The organism is Kumtagia sp., from assembly GCF_059502445.1.
In genome coordinates this window covers 64,331-82,197 of sequence record NZ_JCACER010000110.1, presented here as the reverse complement: position 1 = coordinate 82,197, position 17,867 = coordinate 64,331, and the positions used below count along the sequence as shown (strand labels likewise).

Sequence of the window (17,867 nt, the reverse complement as noted above, 5' to 3'; positions counted from 1 at the left end):
CCGGCAAGCAACCGCAAGCCGGAAAGGCCGCTCGACACGAAGCGGACAGAGATCGGGAGGATCTGCCATGCCGTCATTCGCGCCATGGATGCCGTTCGTCATAGCCACGCTCGCCTTCGCCTGCATGCCCGGCCCGGCGATCCTCTACATGACGGCACAGACGCTGGCGCATGGCCGGCGGGCCGGCATGATGGCGGCCCTCGGCATCCATCTCGGCTGCTATGTGCATATCGCCGCGGCCGCGATCGGGCTGGCATCGCTCGTCGAAAGCGCGCCGGCCGTCTATGCGGCGATCCGCTTCGCCGGCGCCGCCTATCTGGTCTGGCTCGGCCTTGCCATGGTGTTCGGCGGCGACCGAAGCAACGCCGATGCCGCCCGCCCGCAACCGAGCACGTTCCGTGACAGCGTCGTCGTCGAGATCCTCAACCCGAAGACGGCGCTGTTCTTCCTGACCTTCCTGCCGCAATTCGTCGACCCGTCGGCCGCCGTGCCGCTGTGGATGCAGTTCCTGATCCTTGGCGTGGCCGTCAATCTCGTCTTCTCGCTTGCCGACCTGGCGGCAGTCGGCCTCGCCTCGGCCGCCCTCTCCCGCTTCTCCGCCGGCAGGGCCGGCTGGGTGATACCGAAAGCCTGCGGCTCGATCCTGATCGGCCTGGGCGTCGCGCTCGCCGGGCACCACGCCTGACATGCGCCGCACCATCGCATTTGCCCGCGCCGCCGCGGCGGACCCGGGAAAAGCCGTTCCGGCACGGCCGATATACGGCAGGTGCCGTATTCTCCGGGCATCCACCCTCTTCGTATCCTGTTGACGGATCGAAGTGAATCGGCGGTTCGCCTCGTCCTGCGCATCAGCGGCCAGCCGCGTCGGCTTTCGAGGGCATTAAAGATGAAGAACGCAAGTCGCCGCGCCGGCCGCGTGGCCACGCTTCTCCTGTCCGTCGCCTTCCCGGCAGCGGCGCTGGCGCAGACGGCCGGCGATCCCAGCGATCCCGAGACATGGAAGACACCCGAATACCGCGCGCAGTGGGGATTGGACCTGATCGACGCTGCGGACGCCTATGCCAAGGGGCTCGACGGCAGCGGAGTGAAGATCGGCGTGGTCGATTCGGGCATCGATCCCGACCATCCTGAGTTCCAGGGCCGGATCGGCGGCGGCTACGATTACGTCGCCGGAAGCGAAACCCTGTCCGACCCCCTTGGCCATGGAACGCAGATAACCTCCATCATCGCCGCCAATCGCGACGGCATCGGCATGCATGGCGTGGCGCCGGGCGCGACGATCGTCAGCGCCCGCATGTTCCGGGGCGACGAGGAAAACGACGACTATCCCGACCTTCCGGCAGCGGCGGTATGGGGTGACCTGCTGAGGCAGGGCGCCCGCATCATCAACAACAGCTGGGGCACGATCGATCTTCCCATCACCGCCTATTCGCGCGAGGAGTGGCTGACTGTTGCTTCTCAATCGATCGACGGGGCGCGCGCGGTTGTCGCGGGCGGGGCCCTGATGATCTTCGGAACCGGCAACGACGTTGCCTACCAACCGGGTAGCCCAGCCGGATTGCCTTATTATTTTCCCGAGCTGGAATCCGGCTGGCTGGCTGTGACCTCGGTGGTTCCCTCCGGCGACATACCTTTCTACGCGAACTTCTGCGGGGTGGCCAAGAACTGGTGCCTGGCCGCGCCGGGCGGCGGCACATGGTGGGTCGACCAGCCCCACCCGGACGACCCGATCCTTGCCGCCGATGCGGGCGGCGGCTACGCCTGGGTCAGCGGAACGTCCCTGGCCGCCCCCCATGTTGCCGGCGCGGCCGCGCTGGTCTGGCAGATGTTCCCCTATATGACCGCCGACCAGGTCCGGCAGGTGCTGCTCGGCACGGCCACCGACCTCGGCGCCCCCGGTGTCGATGATCGTTATGGCTATGGCCTGCTGAATGTCGGCAAGGCAGTGCGCGGCCCCGGCGCCTTCGACTGGGGCGACCTCCATGTCATCATAGACGAGGGTACCAGCGTCTGGGAGAACGACATCACCGGCGAAGGCGGACTGATCAAGTCAGGCGCCGGGACGCTCGTCCTGATGGGCGACAGCACCTACGGCGGCGACACCCGCATCGACGGCGGCGTGCTCGCCATCGGCGGCAGCATCGCCTCGGACACCTTCGTCGAGCAGTCGGGTCTGCTCGCCGGCACCGGCATTGTCCACGGCGACGTCGACAATGCCGGTGCCGTCTATGCCGGCTGGAACATTCTGGGCGGCGTGCTCACCGTCGACGGCAACTACCGCCAGCGCGAGAATTCCTGGCTGCTGGTGGAGCTCGGCGCCCCCGACGGCACCAGCCGGCTGGATGTCACCGGCACCGCCGCGATCGAGGGCGGCGCGGTCGATGTGCTGGTGGCACCCGGCGGCTACAGAGGCGACGGGCGCCATACCATCCTGTCGGCCGGCGGTGGCGTCACCGGGCGCTTCGCCGAGGTCTGCAATTGCTATGCATTCCTGGACTTCGCCCTCGCCTACGATCCGGCCGCCGTCCATCTCGACGTCGCCCGCAACGAGGTCGCCTTCGCCGACCTGGCGTCAAGCGGCAACGGCGCGGCGGTCGCCGGCACCATCGAGAGCCTCGGCATCGGCAACATCCTCTACGACAACGCTATCGGGATATTCACCGGCGAAGCACCCTTCGCATCCCTCAGCGGCGAGATTCACGCATCGCTCTCCGGCCTGCTCATCGAGCAGAGCAGCCTCCTCAGCCACGCCGCGACGGCACGGCTGCGCTCGGCCTTCGCCGATGCGGGCGCAGCGCCGTTGCCGGTCATGGCCTATGGCCCGGACGGTGCGGCGCCGGCGGCCGCCACCACGGACCGTTTCGCCGTCTGGAGCCAGGTGCTGGGCGCTCGCGGCGAGATTGACGCCAACGGCAGCGCCGCAGGGATCGACCATTCCGTCGGCGGCCTGCTGTTCGGCGGCGACGCGGCGGTGGGAGACGCCTGGCGCGTCGGCGTTCTCGGCGGCTACAGCCATACCAGCTTCGAGCAGTCCCTCGCCTCGGGCTCCTCGAAGAACATCCACCTCGGCATCTATGGCGGCGCCGAATGGGGAGCGCTGGCGCTGCGCACCGGCGCCGCCTACAGCTGGCACGACGTCGAGACGCGGCGCGAGGCCTGGCTTGGCTGGCTGGCGGCAATCCGGCCGCCGGCTACGATGCCGGCACGGCGCAGGTGTTCGGCGAGTTCGGCTACCGGCTCTCGGCCCAAAACCTCGACCTGGAACCCTTTGCCGGCCTGGCCTATGCGCGAGTCAGGACGGACGGCTTCACCGAGGAAGGCGGTGGACCGCTGGGCCTCGCCACCCCCGCGTCCACGACCGACACGACCTTCACCACGCTGGGCGTTCATGCCTCCACCGGCTTCGACATCGGCAGCCTCGCGGCGACGGCGCGCGGCACGCTGGGCTGGCGACACGCCTTCGGCGACGTCGTGCCGGCGGCAAGCATGGCCTTGGCCGGCGGCGGGTCGTTCGAAGCCGAAGGACTGCCGATCGCCAGGGATGCGCTGGTGCTGGAAGCCGGTCTCGACCTCGCCATCGCGCCCGCGGCCTCGCTCGGCCTCACCTATGCCGGGCAGATCGCCGGCTCGGCGCGGGATCACGGCTTCAGCGGCAGCCTCACCTTGAAGTTCTGAACGGCGGGGCGAACGGCCGTGGTGGGCTTGCGTCAGATGACCTTGCTGTGCCCGCGCGGCCGATCACGGCATTTGACGGCGACCGTCGCACCGGCCGCGCAAAGCCCTGCAACTGCTTGTCGGGATAAGGCGGCATCGCGGCCAGCGCCGAAAATCCGGGGATGGCTTCCATGTGCCGCAGCATGCGCGCCCGCATGCCAGCGTCGGGCAACTGCCCCTGCAACGCCCCGATATTCTCGCTCATATGGTCAGGATCGGTGGTCGCAGGCACCGCGCAGGTGATTGCCGGGTGCGAGATCACCCATTTCAGGAAGAACTGCGCCCAGTTCTCCACGCCGATCTCGCGCGCGAAACCGGGCAGCGGGCGGCCTTCGACGATCCTGAACAGCCGCGCCTTCTCGAACGGCATGGTCGTGAGCACGGCCACGCCTTGGTCTGCCGCGGCCTCGAGCACGCGCTGTTCGGCCGTTCGCGTGTGGATCGAATAAGGAAGCTGGACGAAATCGATCTCGCCTGTCTCGATCCACCGGGCCAGCGCGTCGAAGCCGAGGCCATCATGATGCGAGACACCGAGATGGCGGATGCGGCCCTCGCGCTTCCAGGCGTTGAGCAGCGGGATCATGACGGCGCTGTTCGCCGTGGCGTGAACGTGCACGACGTCCAGGCCGCCGCGCCACAGCCGCTGCAGCGACTGCTCGAAGCTCTGGCGCGCATGGCTGCCGTCGTCGGGATGATCACCGGTGACGGACACCTTGTTGGCGATGAACAGCTCGTCGCTGATCCCCAGCACGGTGGCGAAGTCGCCGATATTGACCTCCGAGGCGCCGTACAGCGGCGAGGTGTCGACCACCCGTCCGCCACCCATGTAGAAGCGCCGCATGATCTCCATGATGTTCCCGCGCGGGCCGCCAGGGAATACGTCGAAGGTGTGCAGGCTCCCCATGCCGATCGCCGGCACGGGTTCTCCGGTCCTGGGGATCGTCCGCAGGATCCTGGGGCCGGCGATTTCCTGGGCCGGCACGGCCGAGCGCGCCGGCACGGCCGCGGCAAGCGCCGAGCCCGCGGCGACCGTGCCCAGGAAGGAACGGCGCGATATCGGGGGGATGGCGCGGGGCGTCATCATGGCAATTCTCCAGATCTGTCCTGCGGGTGGGACCCGGTCCTATCGGCCGGGCCTCGGCCGCAACACCAGCCGACGGTCGCACCATAGGGGGCGCTTGTCGCAGGACTTTGCCCGCAGCCTGCGAAATTGTATCGGTTTGTCTCAGCGGCCGTGCCGACGCCAAGGCTCCGCCGGCGTCTTCACCGGTAGCTCGCGTCGCTCTACGGGGCGCGCTCTGGAGGGTCGATGAACCAGGGCACAGCGGAGGCCAAGAGCCGCCCCTGCCGACCCGGCAGTTGCGCGGACGCAGGTTCAGCGGACGCCGGCGGTCCGAGGCCTTGCGGTCGTCAATAGGTGGCGCGCCCGCCCGACAGGTCGAACACCGAGGCGGTGGTAAAACTGTTCTCCGTCGACACCAGCCAGGCGACCATGTTGGCGGCCTCGTCGACCTCGAGGAAGCGGTTGCGCGGGATCTTCGCCAGCATGTAGTCGATGTGCTCCTGCTTCATCTGGGCGAAGATCGGCGTGCGCGCCGCCGCCGGCGTGATGCAGTTGACGGCGATGTCGTAGCCCGCGAGCTCCTTGCCGAGCGATTTGGTGAGGCCGATGACGCCCGCCTTGGAGGCGGAATAGGCGCTGGCGTTGGGATTGCCTTCCTTGCCGGCGATCGAGGCGATGTTGACGATGCGGCCGTAGTTGCGCGCCTTCATGCCCGGCACCACGGCGCGGTTGACGTGGAAGGTGCCGTTCAGATTGATGGCGATGACGCGATACCAGTCCTCCAGCGGATAGGCATCGAGCGTGTGGTTGGGTCCGGCGATGCCGGCCGAGTTGACCAGGATCGACACCGGTCCCGCCGCCGCTTCCGTCTTCGCCAATGCCGCCATGACCGCTTCGGGGTCGGTGATGTCTACCGCCACCGCGCTCGCCGCTGGGCCGATCGCTTCCGCCGCCCTGGTGAGCTCATCCGTGTTGACGTCCCAAAGGCTGACTTTGCCGCCGGAGCGCGCGATCCGCTCGGCCATGGCCAGCCCGAGGCCTTGCGCGCCGCCGGTCACCACGGCCGTCTGTCCTTCGAGATCGATATGGTTCATCAATTGCTCCTGCCCGACTGTCTTGTCCGCGCGCCATCGCGTCTCCAGGCTCGACCATCGCCTCTCGCCGGCCCTTTGGGCAAGGCACCAGCGTCGATTTCATGGTGAAGCCAGCCGCCTCGGCGGTGGCGAAGTCGGAGCCGATGAAGACAATCTCTTCCGCGATGCCGGCAGGGCAAGTTTCAAGTGTGAATCCGGTACCTTCTCCCCGGGAGAAGGTGGCCGGCCTGATGAGAGGGCGTCGCCCTCCCTTCCGACGGCCGGCTCGACTACATCCGCATCAGCAGGCCGCCGTCGACGGCGAGCTCGATGCCGGTGATGTAGCTCGCCGCGTCCGACAGCAGGAACAGCGCCGCGTTGGCCATGTCCTGCGGCGTGCCGATCCGCCCCAGGGGAGCATAGCCGGCGACGGCCGCCCGCTTTTCCTCCGTGTCCCAGCGCGCCTGCAGCGGCGTCAGCGCCATTCCGGGACAGATGGCGTTGGAGCGGATGCCGTCGGCGGCGAGCTGCATGGCCAGCGACTTCGACAGCGCGCAGACGCCGGCCTTCGAGGCCTGGTAGGCGTCCTGCGGGGCGGGATCGCCGCGATACCACTGGATGGTGGAGAAATGCACCATCGAGCCGCCGCGCCGGCGCATGAACGGCACCGCCGAGCGGGCGGTGTGGACGAAGGATTTCAGGTTGATGCGGAAGACCTCGTCCCAGACGTCGAGGTCCATGTCGAGCGCCGACTTGTCGCGGCCGAACCACAGCACGCCGGCGACATTGGCGAGATGGTCGATGCCGCCGCGCGCCCGCCCGGCGCGGCCGATCACCTCCTCGACGAAGGCGGCGTCGGTTAGATCGCCCTGCGCGAAAGTCAGCCTGTCGCCGTAGCCCGACAGCGCGTCCGGGCAGGCCTTGACGTCGATGGCGGTGACCGCGGCGCCCGCCTTCAGCAGCGCGACCGCGATCGCCTCGCCCATGCCGCCGCCGGCGCCGGCAACCACCGCATGCCTGCCGGTGAAATCGAAAACCACCATCCGTGCATCCCTCGTCCCGCCGGCCGAAATGCCGGCTGCAAGGCGACAATAGGAGCAGCCCGTCCAGCCATCAAGCGTAAACAGAAAAAATTTGCCAAATTGGAAAATACGTCTATCGTCCGCCTCCGCACCCAGCATTCGGCGGATTGATCCTCATGAACCCTCGCACCGACATCCGGACCTTTTCCGTCACCTCGCCGGTCGACGGTTCCGTTTATGCCACCCGCGCCTACGCCGACGGCGCGGCGATCGAGGCGGCGCTGGCCCGCGCCGGCGCCGCACTGCGCTCCTGGCAGAGGACCCCGCTTGCCGAGCGGCTGGCGATCCTGCTGCGCTTCGGCGAGGAGATGCAGGCGCGCGCCGCGCAACTGGCGGAGATGCTCGCCTGGCAGATCGGCCGGCCGCTCTGGCAGGCCGACGAGACGCCGCGCCTTGCCCTGGTCGGCAGGCTGCTTGCCGACGTAGCCGCGGAGACCCTGGCCGATACGCCTTACCCGGCCGACGAGAACATCCGCCGTTACGTCCGGCCGATCGCCGGCGGGCTGCACCTGTCGATCTGCGCCTGGAACTATCCGACCGCGATGCTGGGCTATCTCGTCACCGCGCCGCTCGCCGCCGGCAATGTCGTGATCTTCAAGCATTCGCCGCAGACGCCGCTGATCGCGGAGGTCGCGGAAGAGGCCTTCCGCGCGGCCGGCGGCCCCGAAGGCGTGTTCCAGAGCCTGCATCTCGACCATGCCGACGCCGAGCGGCTGATCGGCTCGGGCGCCTTCAACGCGGTCAATTTCATCGGCTCGGTCAATGGCGGGCGCCGCGTCCATGCCGCGGCCGCCGGCACCTTCACCCAGGTCCATCTCGAACTCGGCGGCAAGGATCCCGCCTATATCCGCGCCGACGCCGACCTGTCGGCGACCGTGCCGCAGATCGCCGAGGGCAGCTTCTCCAATGCCGGCCAGTCCTGCTGCTCGGTGGAGCGCATCTATGTCGACCGGACGATCCACGACCGCTTCGTCGAGGCTCTTGTCGCCGAGGCGGCCAAATGGACCATCGGTCACCCGATCGCCGAAAAGCCTATGGTAGGCTCGGTGGTGCGGGCGAGCGCGGCCGACACGATCCGCGGTATGACCGAGCAGGCGGTGCGGGCCGGCGCCCGCCGCCTCATGCCGGAAACCGGCGCGCGCCGCGCCGCCGAGCTCGGGGCGGCCTATGTCGCGCCGGAAGTGCTGGTGGGCGTCGACCACGGCATGGCGATCATGCGCGACGAGTTGTTCGGGCCGGTCGCCTGCATCCAGGCCGTCGACGGCGACGACCAGGCGGTCGCGCTGATGAACGACAGCGACTTCGGTCTGAGCGCCAGCATCTGGACGCAGGATATCGACCGTGGCGTGGCGCTGCTCGACGAGGTCGAGGCCGGCACCGTCTATCTCAACCGCTGCGACCATGCCGACCTTTATCTGCCGTGGGGCGGCGTGAAGAACTCCGGCATGGGCCGCACCAACGGCCGCGCCGGGCTCATCGAAGCGACGGCGGCCAAGGCCTATCATGTCCGCTCCGTCATCGCCTGAGACCGGCCTCGGTCGGCCGGACGACGCAACGGTCGCCGCGCTGGCCGCCGAGGCGGTCGAGACGCTGCGGCCGCGGGCGGCCAGCCCATACCTGCTGGTCGCCGAGCATGCGGGCAACCGCGTGCCGGCGCCGTGGCGCGACCTCGGGCTGCCGCCGCCCTTCCTCGAAACGCATTTCGCCGTAGACATCGGCATCGACGCGCTCACCCGCCGGCTCTCCGAAAGGCTCGGCGCCCCAGCCGTGCTCGCCCGCTGGTCGCGGCTCTTCCTCGACTACAACCGGCCCACCGAGGAGTGGGACCATATGCGGCCCGATCTCGGCGGCATCCCCGTACCCGGCAATTTTGGCCCGGACGAATGCGACCGCGAGCTGCGCCGCCGGATCGCCTGGGCGCCGCTGGAGCAGGCGATCGCCACCGCCGCCGAAGGACGGCGGGCGCTCGTCTCGGTCCATTCCTTCACCCCGGTGATGGGCGGTGCAAGGCGAAACGTCGACATCGGCGTGCTGTGGCGCGAGATGTCGTCCTTCGTCGCCGCCGTGCTCGAAGCCTTCCAGGCGGCAGGCTTCGCCGCAGGGTTCAAGGTCGGCGACAACGAGCCTTATGACTGGCGCCAGGCGATCGGCTACACGCTCGACCGGCACGGGCTGCGGCGCGGCATGCCTAGTTTCTATCTCGAAGTCAGGAACGATCTGCTTGCCGATCCGGAAACATTCGGTCCGGTCGCGCAAGTCGTGGAAGACGCCCTCGCATCCGTCGCGGTATCACTATGGCCGGAACCCGTCGAAGCCGCGTAGCAACTGGACGCCTCCCGTCCGCCCCGGTAGAGCTTGTCGGATTGGAAACACGACAGCAGGGGGCCTGGACGATGCAGGGCAGCGTGGGAACGAAGATCCGGGAGGCCCGCAAGGAGCGCAACGTCACGCTGCGCGACCTCAGCGAGCGCACCGGCCTGTCGGTCTCGCAACTGTCCAAGCTGGAGAACGGCAAGGCGCGGCTGACCGTCGACGTCGCCCTGATGATCGCCGGCGTGCTGCATGTGCCGGTGGCCTCCTTCCTGTTCCGGCCGAAGCCCGGCCTGCAGGCGCGGCGCTCGATCACCCGCTCCGGCAGCGGCGTCATGCATGAAGGCAACGCCATGTCCTTCGAGGTTTTGTGCAGCGATTTCCGCGACAAGACCAACATCTTCTGGCGCGTCACGCTGACGGCGAAGTCGTTCGAGGAGAATGGCGGCTGGCGCAGCCATTCGGGCGAGGAGTTCGTGCATGTGCTCTCCGGCCGCCTCGAGCTGCACACCATCCACTACGATCCCGCCGTGCTCAATCCCGGCGACAGCATCCTGTTCGACGGCGAGATGCAGCATGCCTATGTCGCGCTCGGCGGCGATCCGGTCGTCATGCTGATGTCGAACACGGTGCCGCGGGACGGCCTGCCGGCGGGGGTCTGAAACCGTCTCGCCGGCTGCCGGAACGATCCCTCCGTCGCGTCTTCGGATCCGGTTCGTCAGAAACTTTTTCTAAAATGGAAAAAAATGCTTGTTCCGGAAAAGTGGCGGGTCTAGCATCCCTCTGACCCGCCGGCAGGCGAAACAGCCGCCGGCCGGTAATGGGAGAGACGGCCGATGTTGTCGGTGGAGGCGGTCAGCAAGACGTTCGGCGGGGTCCAGGCCCTGCGCGAGGCGTCGCTGGCCTGCGCGGCCGGCGAGATCCTCGGCCTGATCGGCCCCAACGGCGCCGGCAAGTCGACCCTGGTCAACGCCATTTCCGGCACGCTCAGGCCGGAGCGCGGCAGCATCACCCTCGACGGCAGGGACCTGACCGGACGCGGCGCCGAATATTGCGCCCGCGCAGGCGTCGCCCGCACCTTCCAGAACATCCGCCTGTTCAAGGATCTCACCGTCCGCCAGAACGTCGAGGTCGCCTACATCACCTGCCGCGCCACACGGGCCAAGCAGGCCGCCGGCATCGACATCGACGCCCTGCTCGCGCAATACGGCCTAGACGAACTGGCCGACGTGCCTGCCGGCACCCTGCCCTATGGCAGCCAACGCCGCCTGGAGATCGCCCGCGCCCTGGCGCTCGGGCCGTCGCTGCTGATGCTCGACGAGCCGGCGGCCGGTCTCAACGAGGGCGAATCCGAGGCGCTGGCCGCCGCGATCGAAGGCATCCGCCGCGATGTCGGCTGCGCCACCATCGTCATCGACCACGACCTGCGCTTCATCAACCGCCTGTGCGACCGGCTCTGCGTAATGGACCAGGGTGAGGTGATCGCCTCCGGCGAAACGCTCGAGGTGTGGCGCGATCCGCGCGTCATCGAGGTCTATGTCGGGCAGGCGCAGCCCGCCTGAAGGCGAAGCAGCGGAAAACGAGAACAACGGGAAGGAAGGGGTAACACCATGGGAAAGTTGGTTCTTGGAGCGGCCGCTCTGGCGGCGGGGTTGATGCAGGCGGCGAGCGCCGGAGCCGATGACCTCAAGATCGGCCTGGCGGTGGCCATGACCGGCACCTACGCGCCCTACAGCGAGGCCGAGGGCGCGCGCTGCATGGCCGACAGGATCAACAAGGCGGCCGACGGCGGGCCGAAGATCGAGCTGATGATCGAGGACAACCGCTCCGATCCGCAGCTCTCGGTGTCGCTCGGCCAGAAATTCCTCGACGCCGGCGCGCAGGTCATCACCGGCGTGCCGTTCCCGGACGCGCTCATCCCGACGGCGCAGATCGCCGAGCCGTACGGCGCCACCGTCTTCTCCGCGCCGAACACCCAGCTCGAGATGCAGCAGGCCGGCCTCGACAACTTCATCGCCGGCGCCGTGCCGGATCCGATCAACGCCGCCGCCGCCGCCAACGCGCTCTACGGCAAGGGCGCGCGCAGCGTGGCGCTGCTGGTGTCGCCCGACGCCGGCTCCTATTCGGAAAAGCTGCCGGAATGGTTCGGCGAGGTGTTCGAGCATCTCGGCGGCAAGGTGGTGACGAAGCTCAACTACTCCTGGGGCACCACCGACTGGTCGCCGCAGATCGCCAGCATCAAGGCGCTGCCGGAGAAGCCGGACGCCATCCATGTCTGCGGCGTGCTGCCGGATGTCGGCATCCTCGTGCGCCAGCTGCGCGCCAACGGCTATGACGGCTGGGTCGCCGGCTGCGACGCCTTCGACGACAAGTCGCTGGAAGGCACCGTGGGCGACGCCGCCTCGCTCGACAAGGTGATGTTCGCCACCCATGGCGCGACCGGCATGGACAGCCCGATCGACCAGTTCCTGGAGCAATGCAAGGCCGACGGCTACAAGGTCAACGGCATCTTCGACGCGCTCGGCGCCGACATGGTGCAGATCAGTTACGAGGCGGCGAAGAAGGCCGGCACGACCGAGGCGGCGGCGCTGCGCGAGGCGATGCGCGCGCCGGGCGGATATCCCGGCACGACGGCGCCGGTGATCTCCTTCGCCGAAAAGAAAGGCTATCCGGTCAAGGCGGTCCCGGTGATCGGCTTCGCCGAGGGAAAGCGCGTGTTGATCACCGACACCCCGCCGACCTACGTGCCAGCGCTGAACTGAGCGCGACGGCGGGGACATGAAGCATCGGGCGCCATCTGCTGGCCGGGCCGTGCCGTGCTGACGGTCGAGAATTTGACCGTCCGCTACGGCGCGGTGACGGCGGTGCGCGACCTGACGCTGTCGATCGGCCGCGGCGAGTTGGTCGCCCTGCTCGGCCCGAACGGCGCCGGAAAAAGCTCGACCATCAACGCGCTGACCGGCCTCGTCGACGCGGCCGCCGGCCGCATCGTCCTCGACGGCCGTGACATCTCGCGCACCCGCACCGAGGACCGCATCCGCGCCGGCCTCACCTCGACGCCGGAGGGGCGGCACATCTTCGCCAACCTGACCGTGGCTGAGAATCTCCGCCTGGGCGCGGCGACGCGGCGCGATCCCAAGGCCGTGCGGGCCGACATCGACCGCTTCCTGGCGCTGTTCCCGGTGCTGTCGCAGCGCTACGGCCAGGCCGCCGGCACGCTGTCGGGCGGCGAGCAGCAGATGCTGGCGATCTCGCGCTCGCTGATGTCGCGGCCGAAGCTGCTGCTGCTCGACGAGCCCTCGCTCGGCCTCGCGCCGAAGATCGTCGTGCAGATCTTCGATTTCATCGGCCAGCTGAAGGCCGAGGGCCTGACCCTGCTCGTGGTCGAGCAGAACGCGGCGCAGGCGCTGCGCTTCGCCGACCGCGTCCATGTCGTCACCTCGGGCACGCTCCGCTATTCCGGTCCGCCGGCAGGCCTGGCCGACGAGCATGGCCTTCTCAATCTCTATATCGGCGGCTGATCCATGGACTATCTCTTCCAGCAACTGCTCAACGCGCTCGCCTTCGGCGCGGAATATTCGCTGGTGGCGCTCGGGCTGGCGGTGGTCTTCTCGATCATGGGGCTGGTCAACTTCGCGCATGGCGAGATCATCGGCGTATCGGCCTACAGCGTCTTCCTGGCCGCCGCGCTCGGCCTCACCTCGCCGCTGGTGGCTGTGCTGCTGGCGGTCGGCGCGGCCGCACTTGCCGCCGTCGCCTTCGAGCGCGTCGCCTTCCGCCCCGTCCGCAACGCACCGACGACGACCGGCCTGCTCACCGCCTTCGGCGTCAGCATCGTCGTGCAGAACCTGTTCATGCTGCTGATCTCGCCGAAGCCGCAATCCGTCTCGATCCTCAACGGCCTCAACCAGATGTGGTTCTTCGGGCCATTCGCCGTGTCGTCGCTGCAGGTGCTGGAGCTTGTCGTCGCTGCCCTCGCCATCGTCGGGCTGGTGCTGTTCCTCAACCGCTCCACCCTCGGGCTGGCGATCCGCGCCGCCTCGCGCGATTTCGCCACGGTGCGGCTGATGGGCATCCGCGCCAACCGGGTGATCGCCACCGCCTTCGCCATCTCCGGCGCGCTGGCCGGCATCGCCGCGGTGTTCATCATCGCCCGGCGCGGCAGCGTCACGCCCGACCTCGGCTTCGGCCTTGTGCTCAAGGCCTTCGTCGCCTGCGTCATCGGCGGCTTCGGCTCGCTCGCCGGCGCGGCGGTTGGCGGCATGCTGCTCGGCTTCATCGAGGTCGGCCTGCTGGTCGCCCTGCCGCAGCAGTATGGAGGCTTCAAGGAGGCCCTCACCTATGGGATCATCGTGGCGCTCCTGCTCTACCGTCCCGAGGGCCTGCTCGGCAGGCGGGCGGAACTGGGCGACAAGGAGGCCTGACCGATGGCGCACATGGAGATCAGCGCCTCGACGCCGGCTGCCGCCGCAACGCCGTCCGGCCCGGCGAAGCCGGTGCTGCGTTCGCTGCTGGGCGGGCTGGTGACCGCCCTGCCGGTGCTCGCCATCGGGCTTCTGATCCTCGCCTTCGCGCCGGCCTACTACACACACCTGGCGCTGGCCGCCTTCGTCAACCTGATCGTCGTGATCGGCCTGCAGGTCTTCATGGGCAACGGCAACATCGCCAATCTCGGCCACAGCGCGTTCGTCGGCATCGGCGCCTATGGCGTCGCGGTGCTGGCGACGCCGCCGGCGATGAAGAAGCTGTCGATTCCCGACGCACCGTTCGGGCTGGCTGACATCGCCCTCGACCCGCTCACGGCGGCGCTGTGCGCGCTGCTCGCCGTCGGCGTGGTCGCGGCGGCAAGCGGCAAGGTCATCAGCCGGCTGTCGGGCGTGGCGGCGACGATCGTCAGCCTCGCCCTTTTGATCATCGTCCATTCGGTCTTTCTCAACTGGACCGACCTGTTCAAGGGCAACCAGGCCTTCTTCGGCATCTCCAAGGTGGTCGGCCTGCCCGGCATCATGGCGCTGTCCGTCGCCGTCATCGTGCTGGCGCGGCTGTTCAAGGACAGCCCTTGGGGCCTGCAACTGAGAGCCAGCGCACAGAGCCCGCAGGCGGCCGCGGCCGTCGGCGTCGATGCGAAGCGGCTGCGGCTCATCGCCTGGATCCTGTCGGCGCTGATCTGCGGACTGGCCGGCATCCTCTACGCCTATTTCGCCGGCACGATCAGCCCGAAGCTCTTCTATTTCCAGCAGATCTTCATGACGCTCGCCATGCTGATCCTGGGCGGCATGGCGACCGTCACCGGGGCGGTCACCGGCGTGATCGTGCTGTCGGTCGGGCTGGAATTCATCCGCAGCATCGAATCGGGCGTCAGCATCGGCGGTATCCAGCTGCCGCAGCTTCTCGGCCTGTCCGGCGTGGCGCTCGGCGTCGTCATCGTGCTCAGCATGGCGTTCCGGCCGAGCGGCATATGCGGCCGCCACGAACTGGACGAGCAGCTCGCAAGGTTTTTCCGGCGCGCCCGCTAGGCGGCCGACGCATTTTCGGGAGATTTATGGTGGGATTTGAAGAAAAAATCGCGGAATACGCGCCAAAACTCGAGGCTTTGCAGGGCAAACTCGCCGCCGACGGCGTCGAATTCATCGCGATTCATACCGTCGACACGTCCGGCGCGTTCCGCTCCAAGATCGCGCCGCTGAAACTGTCGACGTCCGGCGAGGCGATCAACGCCATCCTCTATTGCGTGACCCATGGCGACGGCCAGCCGATGGGCGACGTCGCCTTCGCCTCGGCCTGCGCCAACGACGAGAACGGCTTTCCCAACATCAAGGGCATCATCGACCCGGCGACCGTCGTCCAGCACGGCTGGAAGCCGAAATTCGCCTCGGCCATGACACGCGCCTTCATGCTCGACGGCAGCCCCTGCCCCTACGATCCGCGCAGCGTGCTCGCCAAGGTGGAGGAGCGGATCAACGCGCTCGGCTACGAGGCGCGCTTCGCGCTCGAATACGAGTTCGGCATCTTCCATGCCGACCACGATTTGATGCGCGCCGGCCGCTACCGCGAGTTGAAGCCCTGGGGCCATTCGCTGGTGAACTACGATCTGGTGCGCACCGGCGACTACCAGGAATTCGCCGCCGAATTCGTCACCCGCATGAAGAGCATCGGCATCGGCGTCGCCTCGCTGGTGACCGAATACGGCTTCGGCATGTACGAATACGCGCTGACGCCGAAGACGCCGCTGGAGGCGGCCGACGCCGCCATGCGGGCAAAACTGCACCTGCGCGAGCTGTGCGCCGAGCGCGGCCTAGTCGCCACCTTCATGACCCGCTTCCAGCCGCCGGGCAAAGAGAGCGCCTGCGGCGCCCATCACCATGTCAGCCTGTGGCGCGACGGCAAGCCGGCCTTCCCCGCCGGACTGAACCGGCTGTCGCCGGTCGCCGAAAATTTCCTGGCCGGTATGCTCAACCGCATGCAGGAGACGCATCTCCTGTTCCGCCCGACCGTCAACTCCTACCGCCGCTTCGACCGCGGCGCCTGGTCGCCGGAAGACGTCGCCTGGGGCTTCGAGAACCGCACCGCGCCGATCCGCGTCATCACCACGCCCGGCGACGCCGCCTGCCGCTTCGAGCACCGGGCGCCCGGCGCCGACGTCAATCCCTACCTGTCGATCGCTGCCATGCTGGCCGCCGGCTGCGAAGGCATCGAGAAGGGGCTTGCGCTGGAGGCGCCGGTCACCTCCGACCTCGCCGGGCTCGACAAGCCGAAACTGCCGCGCACGCTGTCCGCCTCGATCGACGCCTTCGCCCGCTCGGAATTCTGCGCCGATGCCCTCGGCGAGGCGTTCCGCGACAATTATGCCGATAGCCGCCGCGCCGAGCAGGCCGCGTTCGAAGCGTGGCAGGCCGCGCACATCACCGATTTCGAGTGGCAGCGCTATTTCGTCAATTGATGGCGTAAGTACTAGGGACAGTTTACTTTTTTCGGCCCGCGCGACCTCTGAACCGCTGCGGCCTTTCTGCCGAAAGAAAGTAAACTGTCCCCTCTCGCCAATCGCCAGACGGCCGCTATTGACGGCCCGCCGCCGGCGCTCCAGAATTTTCCCCGAGGATCAGAGCCACGCATCGAACGGCACGAAGCTCTGGGGAGGAAAACATGGCGAGCTCGATCAGGCTCTTCCGGGGCGCGTTCGGCCACGTCTCGGTGCTGAACGTCGCAAGCAGCCTCGTCACCCATGCGCATGCGGAAGCCCATATCATATTGTGGCTCGAGGGCAGCGCCGGCGAGATGACCATCGGCGGCGAGACGGTGCGGCTGGCCGGGGACATGGCCGCCGGCATCGACTCGCTGGAGCCGCACAGCCATGCCTTCTCGCCGGACGGCACGCCCGGCCGGTTCCTCGCCTTCTACATCGATCCCGACTGGGCGCGCCGGCGCCGCGCCCTCGCCCCCGGCGTGCCGCTGTTCGCCGAGCCGGCGATCCCGCTCGATCCCTGGCTGCACCGGGCCGCGCTCGACCTCTACCACCGGCTGGAGGACGACGACGGCTTCGGCGAGATCGCCGCCTACGAGATCGAGCGGCTGATCGACAGCCTGCTGGACGCTGCGCCCGCCAGCCCGCGGCGGCGCGGCCCGGCGATCCGGGATTTCCGCGTGCGCAAGGCGATCGAGTTGATGAAGGCCAATGTGTGCGAGCGCATCTGCTTCGACGCGGTGGCCCGGGCCGTCGGGCTGTCGCGGCCGCATTTCTTCGCCCTGTTCAAGGAGCAGACCGGGCTGACGCCCAACGTTTACTGGAACACGCTGCGCATGGAAGAGGCGCTGCGGCAGCTGCAGGGCTCGGAGGAGCCGCTGATCTCGGTGGCCGGCAATCTCGGCTTCACCACCCAGGGCAACTTCACCCGCTTCTTCCGCGACCACGCCGGCGTGCCGCCGACGCTCTATCGCGAGGCGGCGCGGGCGACGGTGTAGGCGCTACACGGTCAAGGACCGGGGACAGTTTACTTTTTTCCGCCCGCACCAGCCCTCGTGCGCTTCGGCTTTTCTGCGGAAAGAAAGTAAACTGTCCCCTGCCTCCTGAACCAGCACTTTTTCAGACGCATCGATAAGCCACGAAGACGCATTGATAAGCGCGCGCTGGCCGCCGCGCCTAGTCTGGCTTCCGAAGCACAGTTCGGGAGGAACGCCGCATGGCGAAGGTTCATGTGTCCAGCGTCATCGACGCGCCGGTGGAAAAGGTGTGGGAACGCATCCGCGACTTCAACGGCCTGCCGGGCTGGCACCCGCGCATGGTGGAGAGCCATATCGAGGACGGCAGAGCGGCGACCGAAATCGGCTGCGTGCGCAACTTCAAGGTCGCGTCCGGCGCGACCATACGCGAGAAGCTGGTCGCCTTCTCGGACGACGATCGCAGCGTGACCTATTCGATCGTTGGGCATCCGGCTCCGATCTCGAACCATAGCTCGACCCTGCGGCTCGAGCGCGTCACCGACGGCGACCGCACCTATGCGGTGTGGACGGCGGAGTTCGACGCGCCGGCCGACAAGGCCGACGAGATCGCCAAGGGCATGGGCGAGAACGTCTTCCAGGGCGGCTTCAACGCGCTGAAGAACCATTTCGTCGGCAACGGCTGAGGGC

Annotated in this window: 16 protein-coding genes and 1 pseudogene; 14 read left to right on the top strand and 3 right to left on the bottom strand. The window is 68.1% G+C overall.

Translation table 11 applies throughout. The annotated features are described in order from the left end of the window. The first annotated feature begins 67 nt into the window (after positions 1 to 67). From AC5JDC_RS29400 to AC5JDC_RS29390, 3 genes and pseudogenes are all read left to right on the top strand, one after another. Positions 68 to 685 carry a LysE family translocator gene (locus tag AC5JDC_RS29400; RefSeq protein WP_495847126.1) on the top strand — a complete coding sequence of 206 codons (618 nt, stop codon included), beginning with the start codon at positions 68 to 70 and terminating at the stop codon, positions 683 to 685. A gap of 201 nt (positions 686 to 886) precedes the next feature. After that, positions 887 to 3,154 (top strand): annotated as a pseudogene (locus AC5JDC_RS29395) (S8 family serine peptidase); the annotation flags it as partial. Next, on the top strand, positions 3,088 to 3,675 hold the full coding sequence (locus tag AC5JDC_RS29390) for an autotransporter outer membrane beta-barrel domain-containing protein (RefSeq protein ID WP_495847296.1): 588 nt from the start codon (positions 3,088 to 3,090) through the stop codon (positions 3,673 to 3,675). The pseudogene AC5JDC_RS29395 and the gene AC5JDC_RS29390, both read left to right, overlap by 67 nt. On the opposite strand, the gene AC5JDC_RS29385 is transcribed toward AC5JDC_RS29390, so the two are convergent. From AC5JDC_RS29385 to AC5JDC_RS29375, 3 genes are all read right to left on the bottom strand, one after another. Then, positions 3,659 to 4,798 (bottom strand): aldo/keto reductase, encoded by a 1,140-nt coding sequence (locus AC5JDC_RS29385; protein WP_495847124.1) that lies wholly within the window; start codon positions 4,796 to 4,798, stop codon positions 3,659 to 3,661. The two genes, AC5JDC_RS29390 and AC5JDC_RS29385, sit on opposite strands and share 17 nt — an antisense overlap. A 326-nt stretch (positions 4,799 to 5,124) precedes the next feature. Further along, the gene (locus AC5JDC_RS29380; protein WP_495847122.1) at positions 5,125 to 5,871 is read right to left on the bottom strand and encodes an SDR family NAD(P)-dependent oxidoreductase; all 747 of its coding nucleotides are present in this window, start codon (positions 5,869 to 5,871) and stop codon (positions 5,125 to 5,127) included. Positions 5,872 to 6,140: 269 nt separating this feature from the next. Beyond that, the gene (locus AC5JDC_RS29375) at positions 6,141 to 6,893 is read right to left on the bottom strand and encodes an SDR family NAD(P)-dependent oxidoreductase (RefSeq protein ID WP_495847120.1); all 753 of its coding nucleotides are present in this window, start codon (positions 6,891 to 6,893) and stop codon (positions 6,141 to 6,143) included. Positions 6,894 to 7,048: 155 nt separating this feature from the next. On the opposite strand from AC5JDC_RS29375, the gene AC5JDC_RS29370 reads away from it, so the two are divergent. The 11 genes from AC5JDC_RS29370 to AC5JDC_RS29320 all read left to right on the top strand — a co-directional run bounded on the left by AC5JDC_RS29370 (position 7,049) and on the right by AC5JDC_RS29320 (position 17,863). Then, positions 7,049 to 8,458 carry an aldehyde dehydrogenase family protein gene (locus tag AC5JDC_RS29370; protein WP_495847118.1) on the top strand — a complete coding sequence of 470 codons (1,410 nt, stop codon included), beginning with the start codon at positions 7,049 to 7,051 and terminating at the stop codon, positions 8,456 to 8,458. Beyond that, positions 8,436 to 9,254: an N-formylglutamate amidohydrolase gene (locus AC5JDC_RS29365; RefSeq protein WP_495847116.1), complete on the top strand. Its 819-nt coding sequence runs from the start codon at positions 8,436 to 8,438 to the stop codon at positions 9,252 to 9,254. Before AC5JDC_RS29370 ends, AC5JDC_RS29365 begins: the two co-directional genes overlap by 23 nt. A 71-nt stretch (positions 9,255 to 9,325) precedes the next feature. After that, a complete protein-coding gene (locus AC5JDC_RS29360) occupies positions 9,326 to 9,904 on the top strand; it encodes a helix-turn-helix domain-containing protein (RefSeq protein ID WP_106772579.1) in 579 nt (192 codons plus the stop codon). A gap of 174 nt (positions 9,905 to 10,078) precedes the next feature. After that, positions 10,079 to 10,804, top strand: coding sequence for an ABC transporter ATP-binding protein (locus AC5JDC_RS29355; RefSeq protein ID WP_495847114.1), 726 nt, complete (start codon positions 10,079 to 10,081; stop codon positions 10,802 to 10,804). Between the two features lie 48 nt (positions 10,805 to 10,852). Further along, positions 10,853 to 12,004 carry an ABC transporter substrate-binding protein gene (locus AC5JDC_RS29350; protein WP_495847112.1) on the top strand — a complete coding sequence of 384 codons (1,152 nt, stop codon included), beginning with the start codon at positions 10,853 to 10,855 and terminating at the stop codon, positions 12,002 to 12,004. A gap of 54 nt (positions 12,005 to 12,058) precedes the next feature. Next, the gene (locus AC5JDC_RS29345; protein ID WP_495847110.1) at positions 12,059 to 12,763 is read left to right on the top strand and encodes an ABC transporter ATP-binding protein; all 705 of its coding nucleotides are present in this window, start codon (positions 12,059 to 12,061) and stop codon (positions 12,761 to 12,763) included. 3 nt (positions 12,764 to 12,766) lie between these two features. Beyond that, positions 12,767 to 13,666 (top strand): branched-chain amino acid ABC transporter permease, encoded by a 900-nt coding sequence (locus AC5JDC_RS29340; RefSeq protein WP_495847108.1) that lies wholly within the window; start codon positions 12,767 to 12,769, stop codon positions 13,664 to 13,666. 3 nt (positions 13,667 to 13,669) lie between these two features. Beyond that, positions 13,670 to 14,758 carry a branched-chain amino acid ABC transporter permease gene (locus tag AC5JDC_RS29335; RefSeq protein ID WP_495847106.1) on the top strand — a complete coding sequence of 363 codons (1,089 nt, stop codon included), beginning with the start codon at positions 13,670 to 13,672 and terminating at the stop codon, positions 14,756 to 14,758. Between the two features lie 29 nt (positions 14,759 to 14,787). Continuing rightward, complete coding sequence (locus AC5JDC_RS29330; protein WP_495847104.1) at positions 14,788 to 16,182, top strand: glutamine synthetase family protein; 1,395 nt, start codon at positions 14,788 to 14,790, stop codon at positions 16,180 to 16,182. A gap of 203 nt (positions 16,183 to 16,385) precedes the next feature. Further along, complete coding sequence (locus AC5JDC_RS29325) at positions 16,386 to 17,201, top strand: helix-turn-helix domain-containing protein (RefSeq protein WP_495847102.1); 816 nt, start codon at positions 16,386 to 16,388, stop codon at positions 17,199 to 17,201. Between the two features lie 218 nt (positions 17,202 to 17,419). Continuing rightward, entirely contained in the window at positions 17,420 to 17,863 is a 444-nt protein-coding gene (locus AC5JDC_RS29320) for an SRPBCC family protein (RefSeq protein ID WP_495847100.1), read from the top strand. Positions 17,864 to 17,867: the final 4 nt, after the last annotated feature.